General features: G+C 66.5%; 17 protein-coding genes and 1 pseudogene. 6 read left to right on the forward strand and 12 right to left on the reverse strand.

All coding sequences use genetic code 11. The features are described 5' to 3' along the window. Positions 1–16 precede the first annotated feature (16 nt). From EBMC1_RS00395 to EBMC1_RS00415, 5 genes are all read left to right on the forward strand, one after another. Positions 17–1,168, forward strand: a complete 1,152-nt coding sequence (locus EBMC1_RS00395; RefSeq protein ID WP_003038807.1) for a mechanosensitive ion channel family protein — start codon at positions 17–19, stop codon at positions 1,166–1,168. A gap of 95 nt (positions 1,169–1,263) precedes the next feature. Next, positions 1,264–1,722, forward strand: coding sequence for a MaoC family dehydratase (locus EBMC1_RS00400; protein ID WP_003038811.1), 459 nt, complete (start codon positions 1,264–1,266; stop codon positions 1,720–1,722). A gap of 70 nt (positions 1,723–1,792) precedes the next feature. Continuing rightward, positions 1,793–2,974, forward strand: coding sequence for an acetyl-CoA C-acyltransferase (locus tag EBMC1_RS00405; protein WP_003038814.1), 1,182 nt, complete (start codon positions 1,793–1,795; stop codon positions 2,972–2,974). Between the two features lies 1 nt (position 2,975). Beyond that, on the forward strand, positions 2,976–3,560 hold the full coding sequence (locus EBMC1_RS00410) for a carboxymuconolactone decarboxylase family protein (RefSeq protein ID WP_003038818.1): 585 nt from the start codon (positions 2,976–2,978) through the stop codon (positions 3,558–3,560). A 49-nt stretch (positions 3,561–3,609) separates the two neighbouring features. Next, entirely contained in the window at positions 3,610–3,900 is a 291-nt protein-coding gene (locus tag EBMC1_RS00415; protein ID WP_003038820.1) for a putative quinol monooxygenase, read from the forward strand. A 10-nt stretch (positions 3,901–3,910) separates the two neighbouring features. Here the strand turns inward: EBMC1_RS00415 and EBMC1_RS00420 are convergent, their stop codons facing one another. From EBMC1_RS00420 to argH, 7 genes are all read right to left on the reverse strand, one after another. Beyond that, positions 3,911–4,810, reverse strand: coding sequence for a hypothetical protein (locus EBMC1_RS00420; RefSeq protein WP_003038822.1), 900 nt, complete (start codon positions 4,808–4,810; stop codon positions 3,911–3,913). Beyond that, positions 4,776–5,774: a HEAT repeat domain-containing protein gene (locus tag EBMC1_RS00425; protein WP_003038823.1), complete on the reverse strand. Its 999-nt coding sequence runs from the start codon at positions 5,772–5,774 to the stop codon at positions 4,776–4,778. Before EBMC1_RS00425 ends, EBMC1_RS00420 begins: the two co-directional genes overlap by 35 nt. A gap of 50 nt (positions 5,775–5,824) precedes the next feature. Then, complete coding sequence (locus EBMC1_RS18610; protein WP_162928309.1) at positions 5,825–5,971, reverse strand: hypothetical protein; 147 nt, start codon at positions 5,969–5,971, stop codon at positions 5,825–5,827. Positions 5,972–6,045: 74 nt separating this feature from the next. Beyond that, entirely contained in the window at positions 6,046–6,822 is a 777-nt protein-coding gene (locus EBMC1_RS00430) for a precorrin-2 dehydrogenase/sirohydrochlorin ferrochelatase family protein (RefSeq protein ID WP_003038826.1), read from the reverse strand. A 153-nt stretch (positions 6,823–6,975) separates the two neighbouring features. Beyond that, a complete protein-coding gene (gene lysA, locus EBMC1_RS00435) occupies positions 6,976–8,235 on the reverse strand; it encodes a diaminopimelate decarboxylase (RefSeq protein WP_003038827.1) in 1,260 nt (419 codons plus the stop codon). A 16-nt stretch (positions 8,236–8,251) separates the two neighbouring features. Continuing rightward, complete coding sequence (locus tag EBMC1_RS00440) at positions 8,252–8,512, reverse strand: hypothetical protein (protein WP_003038829.1); 261 nt, start codon at positions 8,510–8,512, stop codon at positions 8,252–8,254. 3 nt (positions 8,513–8,515) lie between these two features. Beyond that, positions 8,516–9,913 carry an argininosuccinate lyase gene (argH, locus tag EBMC1_RS00445; RefSeq protein ID WP_231292838.1) on the reverse strand — a complete coding sequence of 466 codons (1,398 nt, stop codon included), beginning with the start codon at positions 9,911–9,913 and terminating at the stop codon, positions 8,516–8,518. Here argH and EBMC1_RS00450 point away from each other — a divergent pair. Then, a pseudogene (locus EBMC1_RS00450) lies at positions 9,885–10,415 on the forward strand (TlpA family protein disulfide reductase); the annotation flags it as partial. The gene argH and the pseudogene EBMC1_RS00450 overlap by 29 nt on opposite strands. Before the next feature lie 160 nt (positions 10,416–10,575). On the opposite strand, the gene EBMC1_RS00455 reads toward EBMC1_RS00450, so the two are convergent. The 5 genes from EBMC1_RS00455 to EBMC1_RS00475 form a co-directional block, all read right to left on the reverse strand. Then, a complete protein-coding gene (locus EBMC1_RS00455; RefSeq protein WP_003038837.1) occupies positions 10,576–10,914 on the reverse strand; it encodes a hypothetical protein in 339 nt (112 codons plus the stop codon). Positions 10,915–11,064: 150 nt separating this feature from the next. Further along, positions 11,065–12,066 carry an NAD(P)H-dependent glycerol-3-phosphate dehydrogenase gene (locus tag EBMC1_RS00460; RefSeq protein WP_003038838.1) on the reverse strand — a complete coding sequence of 334 codons (1,002 nt, stop codon included), beginning with the start codon at positions 12,064–12,066 and terminating at the stop codon, positions 11,065–11,067. 147 nt (positions 12,067–12,213) lie between these two features. After that, positions 12,214–13,149, reverse strand: coding sequence for an alpha/beta fold hydrolase (locus EBMC1_RS00465; protein ID WP_003038839.1), 936 nt, complete (start codon positions 13,147–13,149; stop codon positions 12,214–12,216). Between the two features lie 109 nt (positions 13,150–13,258). Further along, positions 13,259–14,110 carry an alpha/beta hydrolase gene (locus EBMC1_RS00470; protein ID WP_003038842.1) on the reverse strand — a complete coding sequence of 284 codons (852 nt, stop codon included), beginning with the start codon at positions 14,108–14,110 and terminating at the stop codon, positions 13,259–13,261. Beyond that, positions 14,107–15,555 (reverse strand): DUF3336 domain-containing protein, encoded by a 1,449-nt coding sequence (locus tag EBMC1_RS00475; RefSeq protein WP_040589023.1) that lies wholly within the window; start codon positions 15,553–15,555, stop codon positions 14,107–14,109. Before EBMC1_RS00475 ends, EBMC1_RS00470 begins: the two co-directional genes overlap by 4 nt. Positions 15,556–15,575 lie beyond the last annotated feature (20 nt).

The raw sequence follows: 15,575 nt of genomic DNA on the forward strand, positions 1-15,575 counted from the left end.
GAGGACCGACGTGACTTTGCCTTTCCTTGCCACCGCGACCGCCAACCCCGCCGCGCAGATCCGCGCCTGGTGGACCAGCAGCGTCGCATGGGTCGATACGCACTGGTTGCAGATCGGCATCGCGATCGGCGCCGGGCTCGTCATCTATTTTGCGCTCTCGCTGATCCGCGGCTTCGCGCTCAAGAAGGCACAGTCGGCAACGGGGCAATTTACGCTGACCGACATTGTCGGCCGGGTGATCCACAAAACCAAGTCGCTGGTGCTGGCGATCGTCGCGATCCGGCTGGTCGCGGCGTCGGCCAACCCGCCCCTTGTCGTCCTGCAGATCATCCAGTTCGTCTTCACCGTCGCGGTGGTGCTGCAGGTGGCGATCTGGGCGCGCGAAATCGTCCTCGGGCTGATCCAGCGCCGCGCCGCGGAGGGGCATAACGAGACGCTGGTCAACGCGATGGGTATCATCCGCCTGCTCATCAGCATCGCGCTGTTCGCGGTCGCGGCGATCGTCATCCTCGACAATATGGGGGTCAATGTCACCGGCCTGATCGCCGGCCTGGGCATTGGCGGCATCGCGATCGGCCTTGCCGCGCAGGGCATTTTTTCCGACCTGTTCGCGTCGCTGTCGATCATCTTCGACCGCCCGTTCCGCGTCGGCGAAGCGATCAAATATGACAATAGCGTCGCCACCGTCGAGCGCATCGGGCTCAAAAGCACGCATCTACGGTCGGTCAACGGCGAGCTGCTGGTGATTTCCAACACCAATTTGCTGTCGAAGGAAATCACCAACTATGCCCATCTCGAACGCCGCCGCGTCCAGTTCGCGATCGGTGTCATCTATCAGACCACGCCCGCGATGCTGCGCGCGCTGCCCGACCTGCTGAAGGCGCAGGTCGAGGCCGAGGGGCATGAGTTCGTCCGGTCGAGTTTCATCGGCTTCGGCGCCTCGAGCCTCGACTTCGAGCTGGTCGCCGACATTCCGAGCGCCGACTATAATGAGGTCATTGCGGCCCGCACCGCGATCGGCATCCGCGTCTTCGAAGAGATGACCAACGCCGGCTACGACTTCGCCTATCCGACGCAGACGACCTTCACCGCGGCGCCCGACGGGACGATGATTCTCCCCTATGCCGAAAGCGTCACGATGAAGACGCCGAAGCCCGCCCAGTCCTGACGCTACGGCGCCGTAGCGCAAAGCCCTAGGCTCTTGTGCTACCCCGCCCCGCGGGCCTAGAACGCGCCCCTCGACAGACATAGAGGGGATAAAGGATGAGCGCGATGACGCCGCAGGAAATGAAGGAACTGGTCGGCAAGCCGCTCGGCACGTCGGAATGGGTGCTGGTCGATCAGGAGATGATCAACAAGTTCGCCGACGCGACCGGCGATCATCAGTTCATCCATATCGACGAAGAAAAGGCGAAGCTGACGCCCTTCGGCGGTACCATTGCGCACGGCTTTCTGACCCTCTCGCTTTTCCCCATGCTGATGACCAAATCCGACTGCCCGCGCCCCGCGGGCGTCAAGATGGGCGTCAACTATGGCGGCAACAAAGTGCGCTTCCTTGCCCCCGTGCGCTCGGGCAAGCGCGTGCGCGGCCATTTCAAGCTGCTCGAGCTCGACGAAAAGCGTCCGGGCCAGTGGCAGCAGACGCTGGAATTCACGGTCGAGATCGAGGGCGAGGAAAAGCCCGCGCTGATGGCCGAATGGATCAGCCAGTTCTTCGTCTGACATATAAACCGGCATTCCGGCCGAACCTCCCCCGAAAAGACAACCGGAACCAAGCAGAAGGAAGTTTATCATGCGTGACGCCGTCATCGTTTCCACCGCCCGCACCCCGCTGACCAAGGCGGCGCGCGGATCGTTCAACAACACGACCTCGCCGACGCTGGGCGCCTATTCGGTCGCCGCCGCGGTCGAGCGCGCCGGGGTTGAAGGGGGCGAGATCGACGACGTCCTGTTCGGCGCCGCGATGCAGCAGGGATCGCAGACGATGAACGTCGCGCGCCTGATTGGCCTGCGCGCCGGCCTGCCCGTCACCGTTCCTGGCATGTCGATCGACCGCCAGTGCTCGTCGGGCCTGATGACGATCGCGACCGCCGCGAAGCAGATCATCGTCGACCGCCAGGACATCTGCGTCGCCGGCGGCGTCGAAAGCATCTCGAAGGTCAGCGGCAGCGGCAAGACCTTCTTCGAGGCCGACCAGGAACTGCTGGCGATGCACAAGGACATCTACATGCCGATGATCGGCACGGCAGAAGTCGTTGCAAAGCGTTACAACATCAGCCGTGAAGCGCAGGACGAATATTCGCTCCAGTCGCAGCAGCGCACCGCCGCGGCCCAGGCCGCCGGCAAGTTCGACGACGAAATCGTCCCCTGCAAGGCGACGATGGCGGTGGTGAACAAGGAAACGAAGGAAGTCACCTTCAAGGACGTCGTCGCCGACAAGGACGAGTGCAACCGTCCCGACACCACGCTCGAAGGTCTGCAGAGCCTGAAGCCGGTGATGGGCGAAGGCCACACGATCACGGCGGGCAACGCCAGCCAGCTTTCGGATGGATCGTCGGCCTGTGTCGTCATGGAGGCCAAGGTCGCTGAAAAGCGCGGGCTTCAGCCGCTGGGCCGCTATGTCGGCATGGCCGTTGCCGGCACCGAGCCCGACGAAATGGGCATCGGCCCCGTTTTCGCCATCCCGAAGCTGCTCGAACGCTTCGAGCTCAAGATGGACGACATCGGCCTTTGGGAACTCAACGAAGCCTTTGCCGTGCAGGTGCTCTATTGCCGCGACAAGCTCGGCATTCCGAACGACCTGCTCAACGTCAACGGCGGCTCGATCTCGATCGGTCACCCCTTCGGCATGACCGGCGCGCGCTGCGTCGGCCACGCGCTGCTCGAAGGCAAGCGCCGCGGCGTCAAATATGCTGTCGTCACCATGTGCATCGGTGGTGGCCAGGGCGCAGCAGGCCTGTTCGAGGTCTTCTGATTTGCGTCTGAATGCTCCGCGCATCGAGCCGGTCGATTTGGGCCGGCTCGATGCCGACCAGCGCGCAGCGCTTGAACCCTTTCTTGCCTCCGATGGCGGCAAGGTGGGCGGCGGCAGGATTCTCAACATCTTCCGCACGCTGGCGCACGCGCCCAAGGCGCTGACCGCTTTCCTCGGCTGGGGCAATTATATCCTGTCGAAGCGCAATGCGCTTACCCCGCGGGATCGCGAACTCGTTATCCTGCGCACCGGCTATAATTGCCGGTCGGGCTATGAATGGACGCAGCACAAGCGCATCGGGCTCGACTGCGGCCTGACCGAAGACGAGATCGAGCGGATCAAAGCAGGACCCGACGCGGCGGGCTGGAGCGACATCGACCGCGCGATGCTGCGTGCGACCGACGAGCTGACCGCGGACCATTTCGTTACCGACGCGACCTGGGCGGCGCTGGCGCCGCTCGGCGACAAGGGGCGCATGGATCTGGTGATGACCGTCGGCCAGTACACGCAGGTTTCGATGATGCTCAACAGCTTCGGCATCCAGGTCGAAGCGGGCTGGGACGTCGATCCCGACCTGCGCGCCTGATCATTTGAGCCTGACCATTTGAGCCTGACTATTTTTGGGGAGAGACGATATGAGTGGAATCGGCGTTATCGCCACGCTGCGCGTGCAGCCGGGCAAGGAAGCGGAATTCGAAGCCGTGTTTGCGGAGCTGGCCCCCGCGGTGCGCGCGAACGAGCCGGGCAACAGCTTCTACAAGCTGTTCCGCACCGCGGAAGCCGGCGTTTACAAGGTGCTGGAATGCTATGACGATGAGGCTGCGGTCGCCGCGCACCGCGCGTCGGACCATTTCCGCACCCTCGGCGCGAAACTCGGCCCCTGCCTCGCCGGGGCGCCCGAAATCGAGAGCCTGCCGGGGGTCTGATCGCCCAGGGTCAGAGCGTCAGCCATCGTTCGCAATCGTCCCTGACCCGCGCATCGGCGTCGCGCAGGCCGCGTTCGAGCGCCGCCGTTCGTCCCGTCCCGTCTGCGACGGCGGCGAGCGCGGCGATGGCGCTGGCGCGCACCCGCGGCACCGGATGGCTGACCGCCATATGGTCGGCGATGTCGCGGGCGTTGTCGGTCAGGTGGACCGCACAGCGGAGCAGCGCTTCGGTGGGGGTCAGCGTCGGACGGCTGGCGATCGTGCCCCACCGCGCGGCGTCGGTGCCTAGATCGACCAGATATTGGTCGCGCCACGGGACATGCTCGCCCTCGTCCATGATGTTGAGGCTGACCGAAAGCCGTTCGGGCGGAAGCTGGCTGTGGACGTCGCGGTGGGCGCGGTAGAGGAGCATGCGGCCCTCGCCCAAACTGCTGCGTTCGACGAAGCGCAGGTTCAGCGGCTCGCCGCGGCGGCCATCGACCGCCTCGGCGTCATAATCATAATAATCGCTGACATAGCCCGGACCCCAATAGCCGGCGGTGAGAAAGTGGAAATTATGGTCGTGCGGCACGCCATAGGAGAAGGCGCGCGCGCCGCTGGTGCGATAGGCCTCGTCGCTTGCCGAGGGCCAGATGTTGGCGCGCAGGAAGTGGCCGCGGCGGCTGCGGTGGAGCAGGACTACCTGCGCCGAATAGCGGTTCGCCGCGAGTTGGCCCGCGTGCGCCGCCTTGAGGTCGGCGACGAGGCGGTCGGCGAGGAAATCGCGGTTGCGTGCAAGGCCGCCGAGCAGCGCGGCGCAGCGATCGACGCTGGCGGGATCGCCCAGATCAACGCCGCTTTCGTCGAGCCGCGCGGCGACCTCTTCGAGATCATATTCAGGCGTCGGCGGCGGGGCGATCGTCTGGGGCATGGGCATCCTTGGCGGCGCAGAGGGACGGGTAGAGCGCGAGCGAAGCGCTGGCGGCGGCGCGGACTTCGGGGTGCGGGTCGGCGGCGGCCATCGCGGCGAGCGGCGCGCGGGCGGCGGCCGGATCGAGCGCGACAAGCTGGCGCATCGCCGACCAGCGCGCGGCGAAATCGTCATCACGCGTCGCCTCGACAAAGAGCGGCCCGGCGTCGCGGCGGCCGAAGGCGCCGAGCAGCGCGAGCGCCATCTGCCGAAAACTGGCGTCGCGGCGGGCGCTGGCGACATGGACCAGCCGGCCGCTCGCAATGTCATAGGTTTGCACGGGGAGCGATGACGGCGGGTGGACCGCGAGGTCGAGCAGCAACAGGTCGCCGCTCGCACCGACGAGCGTTATCGCCTCGCGCGCGGTGTCGAGGCGCAGGATCGTGTCTTTCGACAGCGGTTGCGGCGGATCGCTTTCGCAGCATCCCGCCCCCGCCGCGGTAAAGGTCGGCCGAACGGCCGCGCCGACGATGCGGTGCCGACGCAGCCGGGCGCCGCCGCCCGCCAGAATGCGGATCGCGGCAGCCCCGGCACGGAAGCTGGCGGTCACGGGATCGGCCGCGCCCGCAGTGAAAGGCTGAAGCAGCAGCGACAGGCGGATCGCGCCGCGCTCGGCGAGTACCAACCCGCAAGGCCCGTCGCCGCCGCCGACGAGGCGCAGCGGGGGGCGTGCGAAGGGATCGGCGGCGATCAGCCTCAGCGCCGCGGCGAGCCGTGCGCGAAGCCAGTCGATATCGGTAAGCCAAGGCAGCAGCGCGTCGATGGCCGCTGCGGGCGGCGCTTCCGCGAGCGCGTCCATCGCGGCGATCAGACCGCCGGGGCAGGCGTCTTCGGCGCGCCAGTCCTCCGCCAGAGCATCGGTGGCCTCGCGGGCTGCCTCGCAGCGTGCGGGGTCGTGGCGGGGGAAATGATCGTGGCGCGACATGGCGTGCGATCCAGGCCGACGCAGAGGCAGTGCTCCGCGTCGGCGCACGGTCAACCGCGCACGATGGTTGCAATGGTCACGGCGATGTCGAACACCGACCCGTCGGTCGTCGTGTCGGGACCGATCGTCGATCCGTACAGGCCGACCGCGGTGTCGAGCAGCGGCAGCGCGTCGATGGCAATGGGCGGAAATTCCATAATCCCTCCTGTCTGAAACGGCGGCGTCGATGCCGCCGGCGACAGGGCTAGGAAGGCGCCGGAGCGAAGCCCAATTAACTTCGCGTAATCGCCGGTGCGAGCCAGAGCGACAGGCCGGGTGGCGGATCGGCAGGCGGCGTTTCGGTAACGTGACGCACCGCATCGGCGCGCGCGCGAGCCAGGATCGCGGGCGGCGTCGCAGCGGGGTGGAAGATATGGTCGGCCTCACCCAGCAGGCGCGCGGCGCGCAGCGTCAGGTCGTCGGGATCGTCGCTGGCGAGCGCGATCACCTCCAGCCGCGCGGGCGCCGCCACATGATCGGCGGCGAGCCAGGCAGCGACGGTCTGTTCGTCCGGCCCGGCAACCGGGTCGAGCGCGCCCCCGGGTGCCAGCGCGGTATCGATCGCGCGGCGGCGGTCGGCGGCGTCCGGCCAGCGCGCCTTCATCGCGCCGCGCGCGGCGAACAGCGCGGTCGCAAGATTGCCGAGGGTGGCGGGCAGCAACGCCTCGATCCGCTGGCGCACCGCCTTGGCGAGCCCGGCCGACGCACCGCCGGTGCCGACCGCGATCGTTACCGGCGCGCGGTCGACGATCGCGGGGGTGGTGAAATCGCAAAGATCGGGCCGATCGACGACATTGACGAGGAGGCCGCGCGCGCGCAACTCCGCCGCCGCCTCTTCGGCGCCCTCGTCCAGCGCAACAAAGGCAATCGCCGCGCCTTCTTCCCACTGCGGCACGATCCGCCCGCCGGCGCGCGCAATCAGCCGCGCCTTCGCATCGGCAGCCTCCCCCTCCCCGACCAGCACGACCGTGCGGCCGGCAAGGTTCAGGAAGAGAGGAAGCTGGTGCATCGGCAATATCCTTCAACCATTGCAAACCCTGTGCTCCCGCGAAGGCGGGAGCCCATCTCCGGCAAGTGCCAATTCCAAGCGGCAGGAGATGGATCCCCGCTTTCGCGGGGACACACATAATTTCGATGGAATTCTTGCCGAACGCAATCTTGTTCAGTCGATCCAGTCGGGGACGCGTTCGGCGGCCATGATCGTGCCGGCGGCGATACGGTCGGCAACGACGATGTAGCGGTCGCCGTCGACGAGCACTTCGGGAACCAGGCTGCGGCTGTTGTAGGTCGACGCCATCGTCGCGCCATAGGCGCCCGCGGTGCGGAAAACGGCGAGGTCGCCCGCCGCAACCTTGTCGATCACGCGGTCGCGCGCGAAGGTGTCGCCGGTTTCGCACACCGGGCCGACGATCGAGGCGGTCATCGTCTCGCCGCTCGGGCGCACCGCCTGGAAATCGTGCCACGCGTCGTAGAGCGCCGGACGTGCCAGATCGTTCATCGCCGCATCGACGATGACGAAATCGCTCTGCGCCCCCGGCTTGACCCACAGCACTTCGGTGAGCAGCACGCCGGCGTTGCCCGCGATGACGCGCCCGGGTTCGAACATCAAGGTGACGTCCCAGTCGCGGGTGACGCGCGCGACCATCGCGCCATAATCGGCGGGGCTCGGCGGGTTGTCGCCCTCCTTGTAGGGAACCCCGAGCCCGCCGCCGAGGTCGACATGGGTGATGTCGTGCCCCGCAGCGCGCAGATCGGCGATCAGCCGCCCGACGCGGACGAACGCCGCCTCCAGCGGGTCGAGGCTGGTGAGCTGGCTGCCGATATGGAGCGCAATGCCGCGCAGCTTGAGGCCGGGCAGCCGCGCGAGCCGGTCGAAAATTTCGGGCGCAACGTCGATGCCGACGCCGAACTTGTTTTCGGCCTTGCCGGTCGAAATCTTGGCGTGGGTGCCCGCGTCGACGTCGGGATTGACGCGCAGCACCGCCTGTGCGGTCATTTCCTTCCGCGCCGCGATCTCTGCGAGCGCGACGCCTTCGGGTTCATGTTCGATGTTGAACTGGCCGATGCCGCGGTCGAGACCGAGCGCCAGCTCGGCGCGCGTCTTTCCGACGCCCGAAAAGACGATGTCTTCGGGCGCCATCCCCGACGCGATCGCGCGTTCGAGCTCGCCGCCCGACACGACGTCGGCGCCATAGCCCTGCCGCGCGAGGACACGCAGCACGCCGAGGTTGGGGTTGCACTTGATCGCGAAGGCAATGTGCTTGCGCGGAATATCGGCGAGCGCGTCGCGAAACACCTGCGCATGGCGTTCGAGCGTCGCGCGCGAATAGACATAGACGGGGGTGCCGATTTCCTCGGCAATGCGCGGCAGGGGGATGTCTTCGGCGTAGAGAACGCCGTCACGATAAGCAAAATGATCCATGGAAAAGGTCCTGAACTCAGCCCGGAGGCGGCAAGTCGAAATCGTCGGGTTCGCGCTTTTCGGATCGTTTAAGAAGGTCGTCGCTGCGCGCGGGCCGGGCCTGCGCGTCAGGCGTCGTAAGCTCCTCCGTGGTCGGCTGGCGCTGTGCCCCGATGGGCAGCGCGGGCGGGGCCGAACCCGCCACCGGCTTCAGATCTTCCTTCTTGCCGCACGCGCCAAGCGTCACGAGCGCAGCGCCCGAGGCGGCCAGCAAAATCGTCGTGCGGATCTTTGCCATCACCTAAATCTCCAGCGCCGCGCGCGCCGCGGCAACGGCCTGCCTTACCCGTTCGGGCGCGGTGCCGCCATAGCTCATGCGGCTGGCGACCGACGCCTCGACCGTCAGCGCCGCGAGCGCGGCGGGCGTGACCGCGGCATGGATCGCCGCCGCTTCGTCCGCCGGAAGCGCCGACAATTCAACGCCGAGCTCTTCCGATCGTTTCACGCAGGCACCAACGATATGGTGCGCCTCGCGGAACGGCACCCCCGCCTCGCGCACCAGCCAGTCGGCCAGATCGGTCGCGGTCGAAAAGCCCGATGCGGCGAGCGCGCGCATCCGGTCGGTGCGAAAGGCCAGCGTGTCGACCATGCCGGTCATCGCGGCAAGCGACAGCGCGAGCGCGTCGAAGGCGCCGAAGACCGTTTCCTTGTCGTCCTGCAAATCCTTCGAATAGGTGAGCGGCAGCCCCTTCACGATCACCGAAAGCCGCTGGAACGCACCGAGCAGCAGGCCGGCGCGGCCACGCACCAGTTCGGCGGCATCGGGATTGCGCTTTTGCGGCATGATCGAGCTGCCCGTCGACCAGGCGTCGGGCAGGCTGACGAAACCGAAGGGCTGGCTGGCCCAGATCACGATCTCTTCGGCGAGGCGCGAAAGGTGAATCGCGGCAATCGAGGCGGCGGCACAAAATTCGAGCGCGAAATCGCGGTCCGATACGGCATCGATGCTGTTCGCCATCGGCCGGTCGAAACCGAGCGCCGCCGCGGTCGCCGCACGGTCGAGCGGGAAGCTGGTGCCCGCAAGCGCCGCGGCGCCGAGCGGCGATTCGTTGAGCCGCGCGCGCGCGTCGGCGAAGCGGCCGCGATCGCGGGCGAACATCTCGACATAGGCGAGCAGATGGTGGCCGAGCGTCACCGGCTGCGCGACCTGCAGATGCGTGAAGCCCGGCATGATGCTGCCCGCATGTTCGTCGGCGCGCGCGAGCAGAGCGGCCTGAAGCGCCTTGAGCCCGGCATCGATCCGGTCGCACGCGGTGCGCACCCAGAGGCGAAAATCGGTCGCGACCTGATCGTTGCGCGAGCGCGCGGTGTGAAGCCGCCCGGCCGCTTCGCCGACCAGTTCCTTGAGGCGCGATTCGACCGTCATGTGAATATCTTCGAGCGCAAGATCGACCGGCACACCGTTCGCGGCGAACTCGTCGGCGATCTGCGCCAGCCCGCGATCGATGGTCGCCGCGTCGGCGGCGGCGATGATCCCCTGCGCGCCGAGCATCGCGGCATGCGCGCGGCTGGCGGCGATATCCTCTTCCCAAAGACGTTTGTCGACGGGGATCGAGGCGTTTATCTCTTGCATGATCGCCGCAGGTCCGCCACCGAAGCGGCCGCCCCACATGCTGTTGCTATCGGGAGTATTCGCCATCCGCCGCGTTCCAAATCTCCGTCTTGCCGTGCTGGCCCTGCTGATCGCCGGTTCCGTCGCGGGGTGCGATAGGCAAAAGGAGGCCTCGGAGCAAGCAGGCGCGGGACAAGCAAATATTTCGCCGGGCGAAGCGGCGCATGGCCGCGACCCCGCCACCTTTCAGCATGTCGTCGAGCGCGGCAACGCCGGCAAGGCCGGACCGGTCGCCGTCTTTCGCGGTCCAGACGACGCGCCGGTGACGGTCGCGTCGTTTCGCGGCAAGCCGCTGCTGGTCAATCTGTGGGCGACCTGGTGTGCGCCCTGCGTCGCCGAAATGCCGACGCTCGATGCGCTTGCCGCGCAAAAGGCAGGCAAGCTGACGGTCGTAGCGGTGGCGCAGGATCTGCAGGGTGCCGCGGTCGTCGATCCCTGGTTCCAGAAGGCGGGGCTGAAGGCGCTGCAACCCTATCTCGATCCGCAGAACACCTTGTTGGACGCAGCGAATACCGCGCTGCCGACGAGCATCCTCTACGATGCGAACGGGCGCGAACTGTGGCGCGTGGTCGGCGCCATCGACTGGCAGGGCGAGGAAGCGAAGGCGCTCCTGGCCGAAGGCGGGGTATAGAATGAAGACGGCGGACGCGTAGCGCCCGCCGTCTTTTGAGACATAATCGTTTCGACAATCAGCCTTCGATCGAGACGCGCCCCACAGGATAGCCCTTCTTGCGCATCACCTTGGTATAATCCTTGTCGGCGTCGACGACTTCGGTCGCCCATTCGTCCCATGCATCCCAGCGATCCTCGCGGTCGGTTGCGCGGCCCAAGTCGCTCTTGAGCTCCTTTTCAGCCTCAAGAATATCGGTGCGATAATTGTACCAATATTTATTGTAGACACCGGCAATCGGCACGCTGCGAACCGGGGGGCGATCGAAACCCGGCGGCATCGATCCATAGGGAACCGTCGCCATTGCGGCACCGGCCGGAAGAGCCATAAGCGCCGCCAAAGTCGTCCATTTTTTCATCGTTCGTCTCCTTGGTGGACCCTGCTGGTCAGGAGAAAGAACGAAAGAGAACCGGCTTTTCTTCACGGACCGACGAGGATTCGACACGCCTCGCGGCGGAATCGTCCACGGCCGTCCCCGCAAGCGAGGCGGCGCCTCCGTCCGACGCCCCTACCCCGGATGCGCTTCGTCACCGACGCTCGATTTGAGCAGCCCGCGGAACACGTCCTGCGCGGTCCGTTTGCCCTGCGTCACGTCGAAGACGTCGCGCGCGATCGGCATCGCGATACCGTGGCGATCGGCGAGCGCCATCACCGTGGGCGCGCTTTTCACGCCTTCGGCGACCATGTGCATGTCGGCGATGATCGCGTCGATATGGCGCCCCTTGCCGAGTTCGACCCCGACGTGGCGGTTGCGCGACAGCGGGCTGGTGCAGGTCGCGATCAGGTCGCCCATGCCGGTCAGACCCGCGAAGGTTTCGGGGCGCCCGCCCATCGCAACGCCGAGCCGGGTGATTTCGGCCAGCCCGCGCGTCATCAGCCCGGCGCGCGTATTGTCGCCCGCGCCGAGCCCGTCGCCCATGCCGACCGCAATCGCGATGATATTCTTGAGCACCCCGCCGAGTTCGCAACCGAGCAGGTCGGTGTTGGTATAGACGCGGAACAGCCCCGAATGGAAAAGCGGGTGCAGCGCGCGCACGACGATTTCATCCTCCATCGACAGTACGCTCGCCGCCGCCTGGCCGCTCATGATCTCGCGCGCGAGATTGGGGCCGGTGAGCACGCCGACGGGATGGCCGGGCAGCACCTCTTCGATTACCTCGGTCATCCGCTTGCCGGTCGCGAGTTCGAGTCCCTTGGTCAGGCTGATCACCGGCACCCAGGGGCGCAGATGATCGCGTGCTTCCTCCAGCACCGCGCGAAAGCTGTGCGACGGCACGCCCATGACGAGGACGTCGGCGCCCGCCACCGCTTCGCCGAGATCGGCCGTCGCGCGCAGCGCCGTGGGCAGGCGGATGCCGGGCAGATATTTGCGGTTTTCCTGATCGCGGTTGATGCCGTCGACCGTTTCGGCGTCGCGCGCCCACAAGGTGATCGGCGCGTTGCGCGATACCGTCGCGGCGACCGTCGTCCCCCAGCTCCCCCCGCCGAGGAGGCCCACTTTCAGGCGCATAGCCCCTCCTTCTCCCTGCTCGTCATTGCGAGCGAAGCGACGCAATCCAGTGCTGGCCCGAACCAGTCTGGATTGCTTCACCCGGCTTTGCCGGGTTCGCAATGACGCATGGTTTGACCGGCGGATCAAGTCCGACGTAATCGGCGGCTAATCGAGCGGCCCGAGAAAATCCTTCATCAGCGCGGCGGTGGCCTTCGGGTCCTCGACCATCGGGACATGGCCGACATGATCGAGCACATGCGCGCGGCTGTTCGCGATGCCCGCTTCGAGCACGGCGACGCAGCTGACGTCGATCAGCCGGTCGTGGCGGCCCCAGATAATCAGCGTCGGCACCGTCACCTCGCCCAGCCGGTCGTTGAGCGGCCGGTCGCGCATCTCGGTCGCAATAACCCAGAAGGCGGTATCGAGCTGATCGCGATATTTGAGCGCGTCGGCATAGAGCACCGGCTTGATCCGCGACGGCACGAAGGGCGGTTTGTGGACGACCATCGCGACGAGGCGGTCGGCATCCTCGATACCCGCCAGGACGAGCGGGTTATAATCCTCGTTCGCGGCCTGTTTCTGAAGGTCGCTCTCGTTCGCGCCCGCGACCCCGGCATTGTCGATCAGGATCAGGCTGGCGAGCGCATCGGGAAAGTCGAGCGCGTAGCGCAGCGCGATCCAGCCGCCCATGCTGTTGCCCGCGATATGCGGCTGCCGCAGTCCGAGCGCATCGACGAATGCCTTCAGCCGCGCGGTCTGCGCTTCGATGTCATACGCAAGATCGGGGTTGCGTTCATTCTCGCCAAAGCCGGGAAGGTCGGGTGCGACGACGTGATAGTCGCGCGTCAGAAAGGGGGCGAGAAACGACCAATTATCCTTGTCGCCCGAAAAGCCGTGGACGAGCAGCAGCGTCGGCTTCGTGCGATCGCCGCCCTCCAGATAGGGCCAGGCGCGGCCGTCGACGGTGACGCTTTTCTGCACCGTGCCGCCGCGCCGCCGGAGCAGCGCGCGACCGATCGCGACGAGGCGGCCGGGGAAGACGAAATAGAAGATCGCGAGCGCGATCAGGGGTGCGAAGAGGAGGATGAGAAGGATTTTCATTGTCTAATTCCCTCTTCCGTTCGCCCTGAGCTTGTCGAAGGGCCGTTCTTTCTTTCGGCGTTCACCAGAAGGACGGTGCTTCGACAAGCTCAGCACGAACGGACTTTGGCTATGGCCGCGGAACATGCGCGTCAAACCAGCCGATCAGATCGTCCAGCACCGCATCGCGTTCGGGCTCGTTATAGATTTCGTGGAACAGGCCGGGATAGATTTCGAGGCGCTTGTCGGTCGAGGCGACATGGTCGAACAGATAGTGCGACCCCGCCACCGAGGCGAGGCTGTCATGGTCGCCGTGCTGGAGCAGGATCGGCAGCCTGATTTTCGGTGCGCCTGCCTGCGCGGCCGCCATCGCGTCCATGAATTCCTTGCCGAGCCGCGCGCCGATCTTGCCCGTATAGACGAGCGGATCGGCAAGATAGGCGGCGACCACCGCCGGATCGCGGCTGACCCCGTTCGGATCGAGCGCCAATACGCCGAGGCGCGGAAAAAAGCGCGACAGAAAGCGGCTGATCCAGACGGTGAAGCGCGAGGGCGGCGCACCGGGGACAATCGCCGGACCCGACAGCGCGGCGGCGACAAAGGCGTCCTGCCGATCGATCAGGAACAGCGTCGCGATCAGGCCGCCCATGCTGTGTCCGAGCAGCAGGCGCGGCGCGCCCGGATGGTTGACCTCGACGAGCGTCAGCAGTTCGGCCATGCCGTCGGTGAAGGCCGAAAAGCGCGGGACATAGCCCCCCTCGCCATCCGACTTGCCATGGCCCCAATGGTCGACCGCATAGACGGCATAGCCGGCGTCGGTGAGCCGTTTTGCCACATGGGCGTAACGCCCGGCGTGCTCGGCATAGCCGTGCGCGAGGAGGATCACGGCCTTGGGCGCCGCGGCGGGAAGCCAATGGGTGACGTGCAGCATCGCGCCGGCGCCCGCCGATCCCGGCGGCAGCATCACCCCCGCGCCGCTCACCGGACCGGCTTTTTGAGCGCCGCGCTGCGGTGGCCGGGGCCGTCGTCGCCGCCCTTGTCGATGCGCGCGAGGATGGCGTCGAGCGCGCGGCTGATCGCGGTCTGGGTGCGCACCATCTCGATCTTCGGCCAGGCGGTGCGCATGCCGGTGTCGATCAGTTCGTCGATATCGTCCTGCGACAGATCGGACAAAATCTTCGTCGGCGACCAGAATTTGGGCGGCCGGATGATGTTGATGTCGCCGGTATATTCCTGATTGATCAGCGAGCGCGCCATATTGGCGAGGCTGTTGAGCGGCGGCACCAGTTCGAGGGGCTTCTGGAAGATCACCATATTGGCGTTGAGCCACGCCTTGAAGGTCGCCATCGACGCATGCTGAATGGCCTCGATCGGCGCCATCTGCTTGCGCGTGTCGGTCGCGAAAGGCAGCGCGAGCGGGTTCGCCTGGCTGACGATATGATGGTTGACGCCGTAGAGGCGTTCGAGCCGCTTGGTCGGAATGTCGTGCGTCACCGACCCGTCGACCCAGCGCCGGTCGGGCTGATAGGGCACGCGCTTGCCCGCCTCGTCGCGCGCCATCAGCATGACCGGCGGAAAGACGCCAGGCACCGCACAGGAGGCGAGCACCGCTTCGCGGATCAGCACATTGGGCGCGGTGATCGCGTTGAGCAGGCGGCCGTTCTGATATTTTTCGGCCGGCGCGACCGACACGTTCAGATGCCGGCCGCTGACTTCATAGGCTTCCTGAAAGGTCAGATCGGGAATGAGTTCGGCGAGGCGCGCGGCGACCTCATCAGGGGCAAGGCGGCGCACTTCGGGATCGCGGTCGGCGCTGGCGAGCTTGTCGCTGGCCAGAAAGGCGCCGACTTCGGCATCCTTGCGCGTGCAGACGACCGCGGCGACGATCGACCCGCCGCTCGATCCCGCGAGGATCGTCGGCAGCACGCCTTCGTCCCAAAGCGCTTTCACGACGCCGACATGGAAATAGAGAAAGCTGCCCGACCCCGACAGCAGCAGCGCCGAGCGGCCGTAGCAATGTTGGGCGCGGCGGAAGAAATCGCGCTTTTCGTCGCGCGGGATGCTGCGCGCCGCGGCGATCTTGCCGAGCGCGGAGACGACCTCTGCCACATAATCCTCGATCAGCCTTTTGGTGCCGAAGCGCGCCTTTTGATACAGACGTTCGTGGCCCATGCCGTCGATATTGCCGTGGATGCCTTCGTTGAGGACGAAGAGCAGCCCCTTCACATCGCCCGCCGCCGACAGCTTGCGCAGCCGTTCGAGGCGGGCGCGGATCGCGCGATAGTCGAAATGCTTGCTTTCGTCGGCGTCGCGCCACGCCTGCATCCCCGATTTGCCGTCGGCAGCAATCGCCGCTCTGGTCCAGGCGGCATAGTCGGGCGCCTTCGCCAGATCGGCGTCCACGCTGAGCGTCGGGGAAAAGATCATTCGGTGGTCCTGCAACATCG

The organism is Sphingopyxis sp. MC1 (assembly GCF_000371385.1).
Taxonomy (GTDB): Bacteria; Pseudomonadota; Alphaproteobacteria; order Sphingomonadales; family Sphingomonadaceae; genus Sphingopyxis; species Sphingopyxis terrae.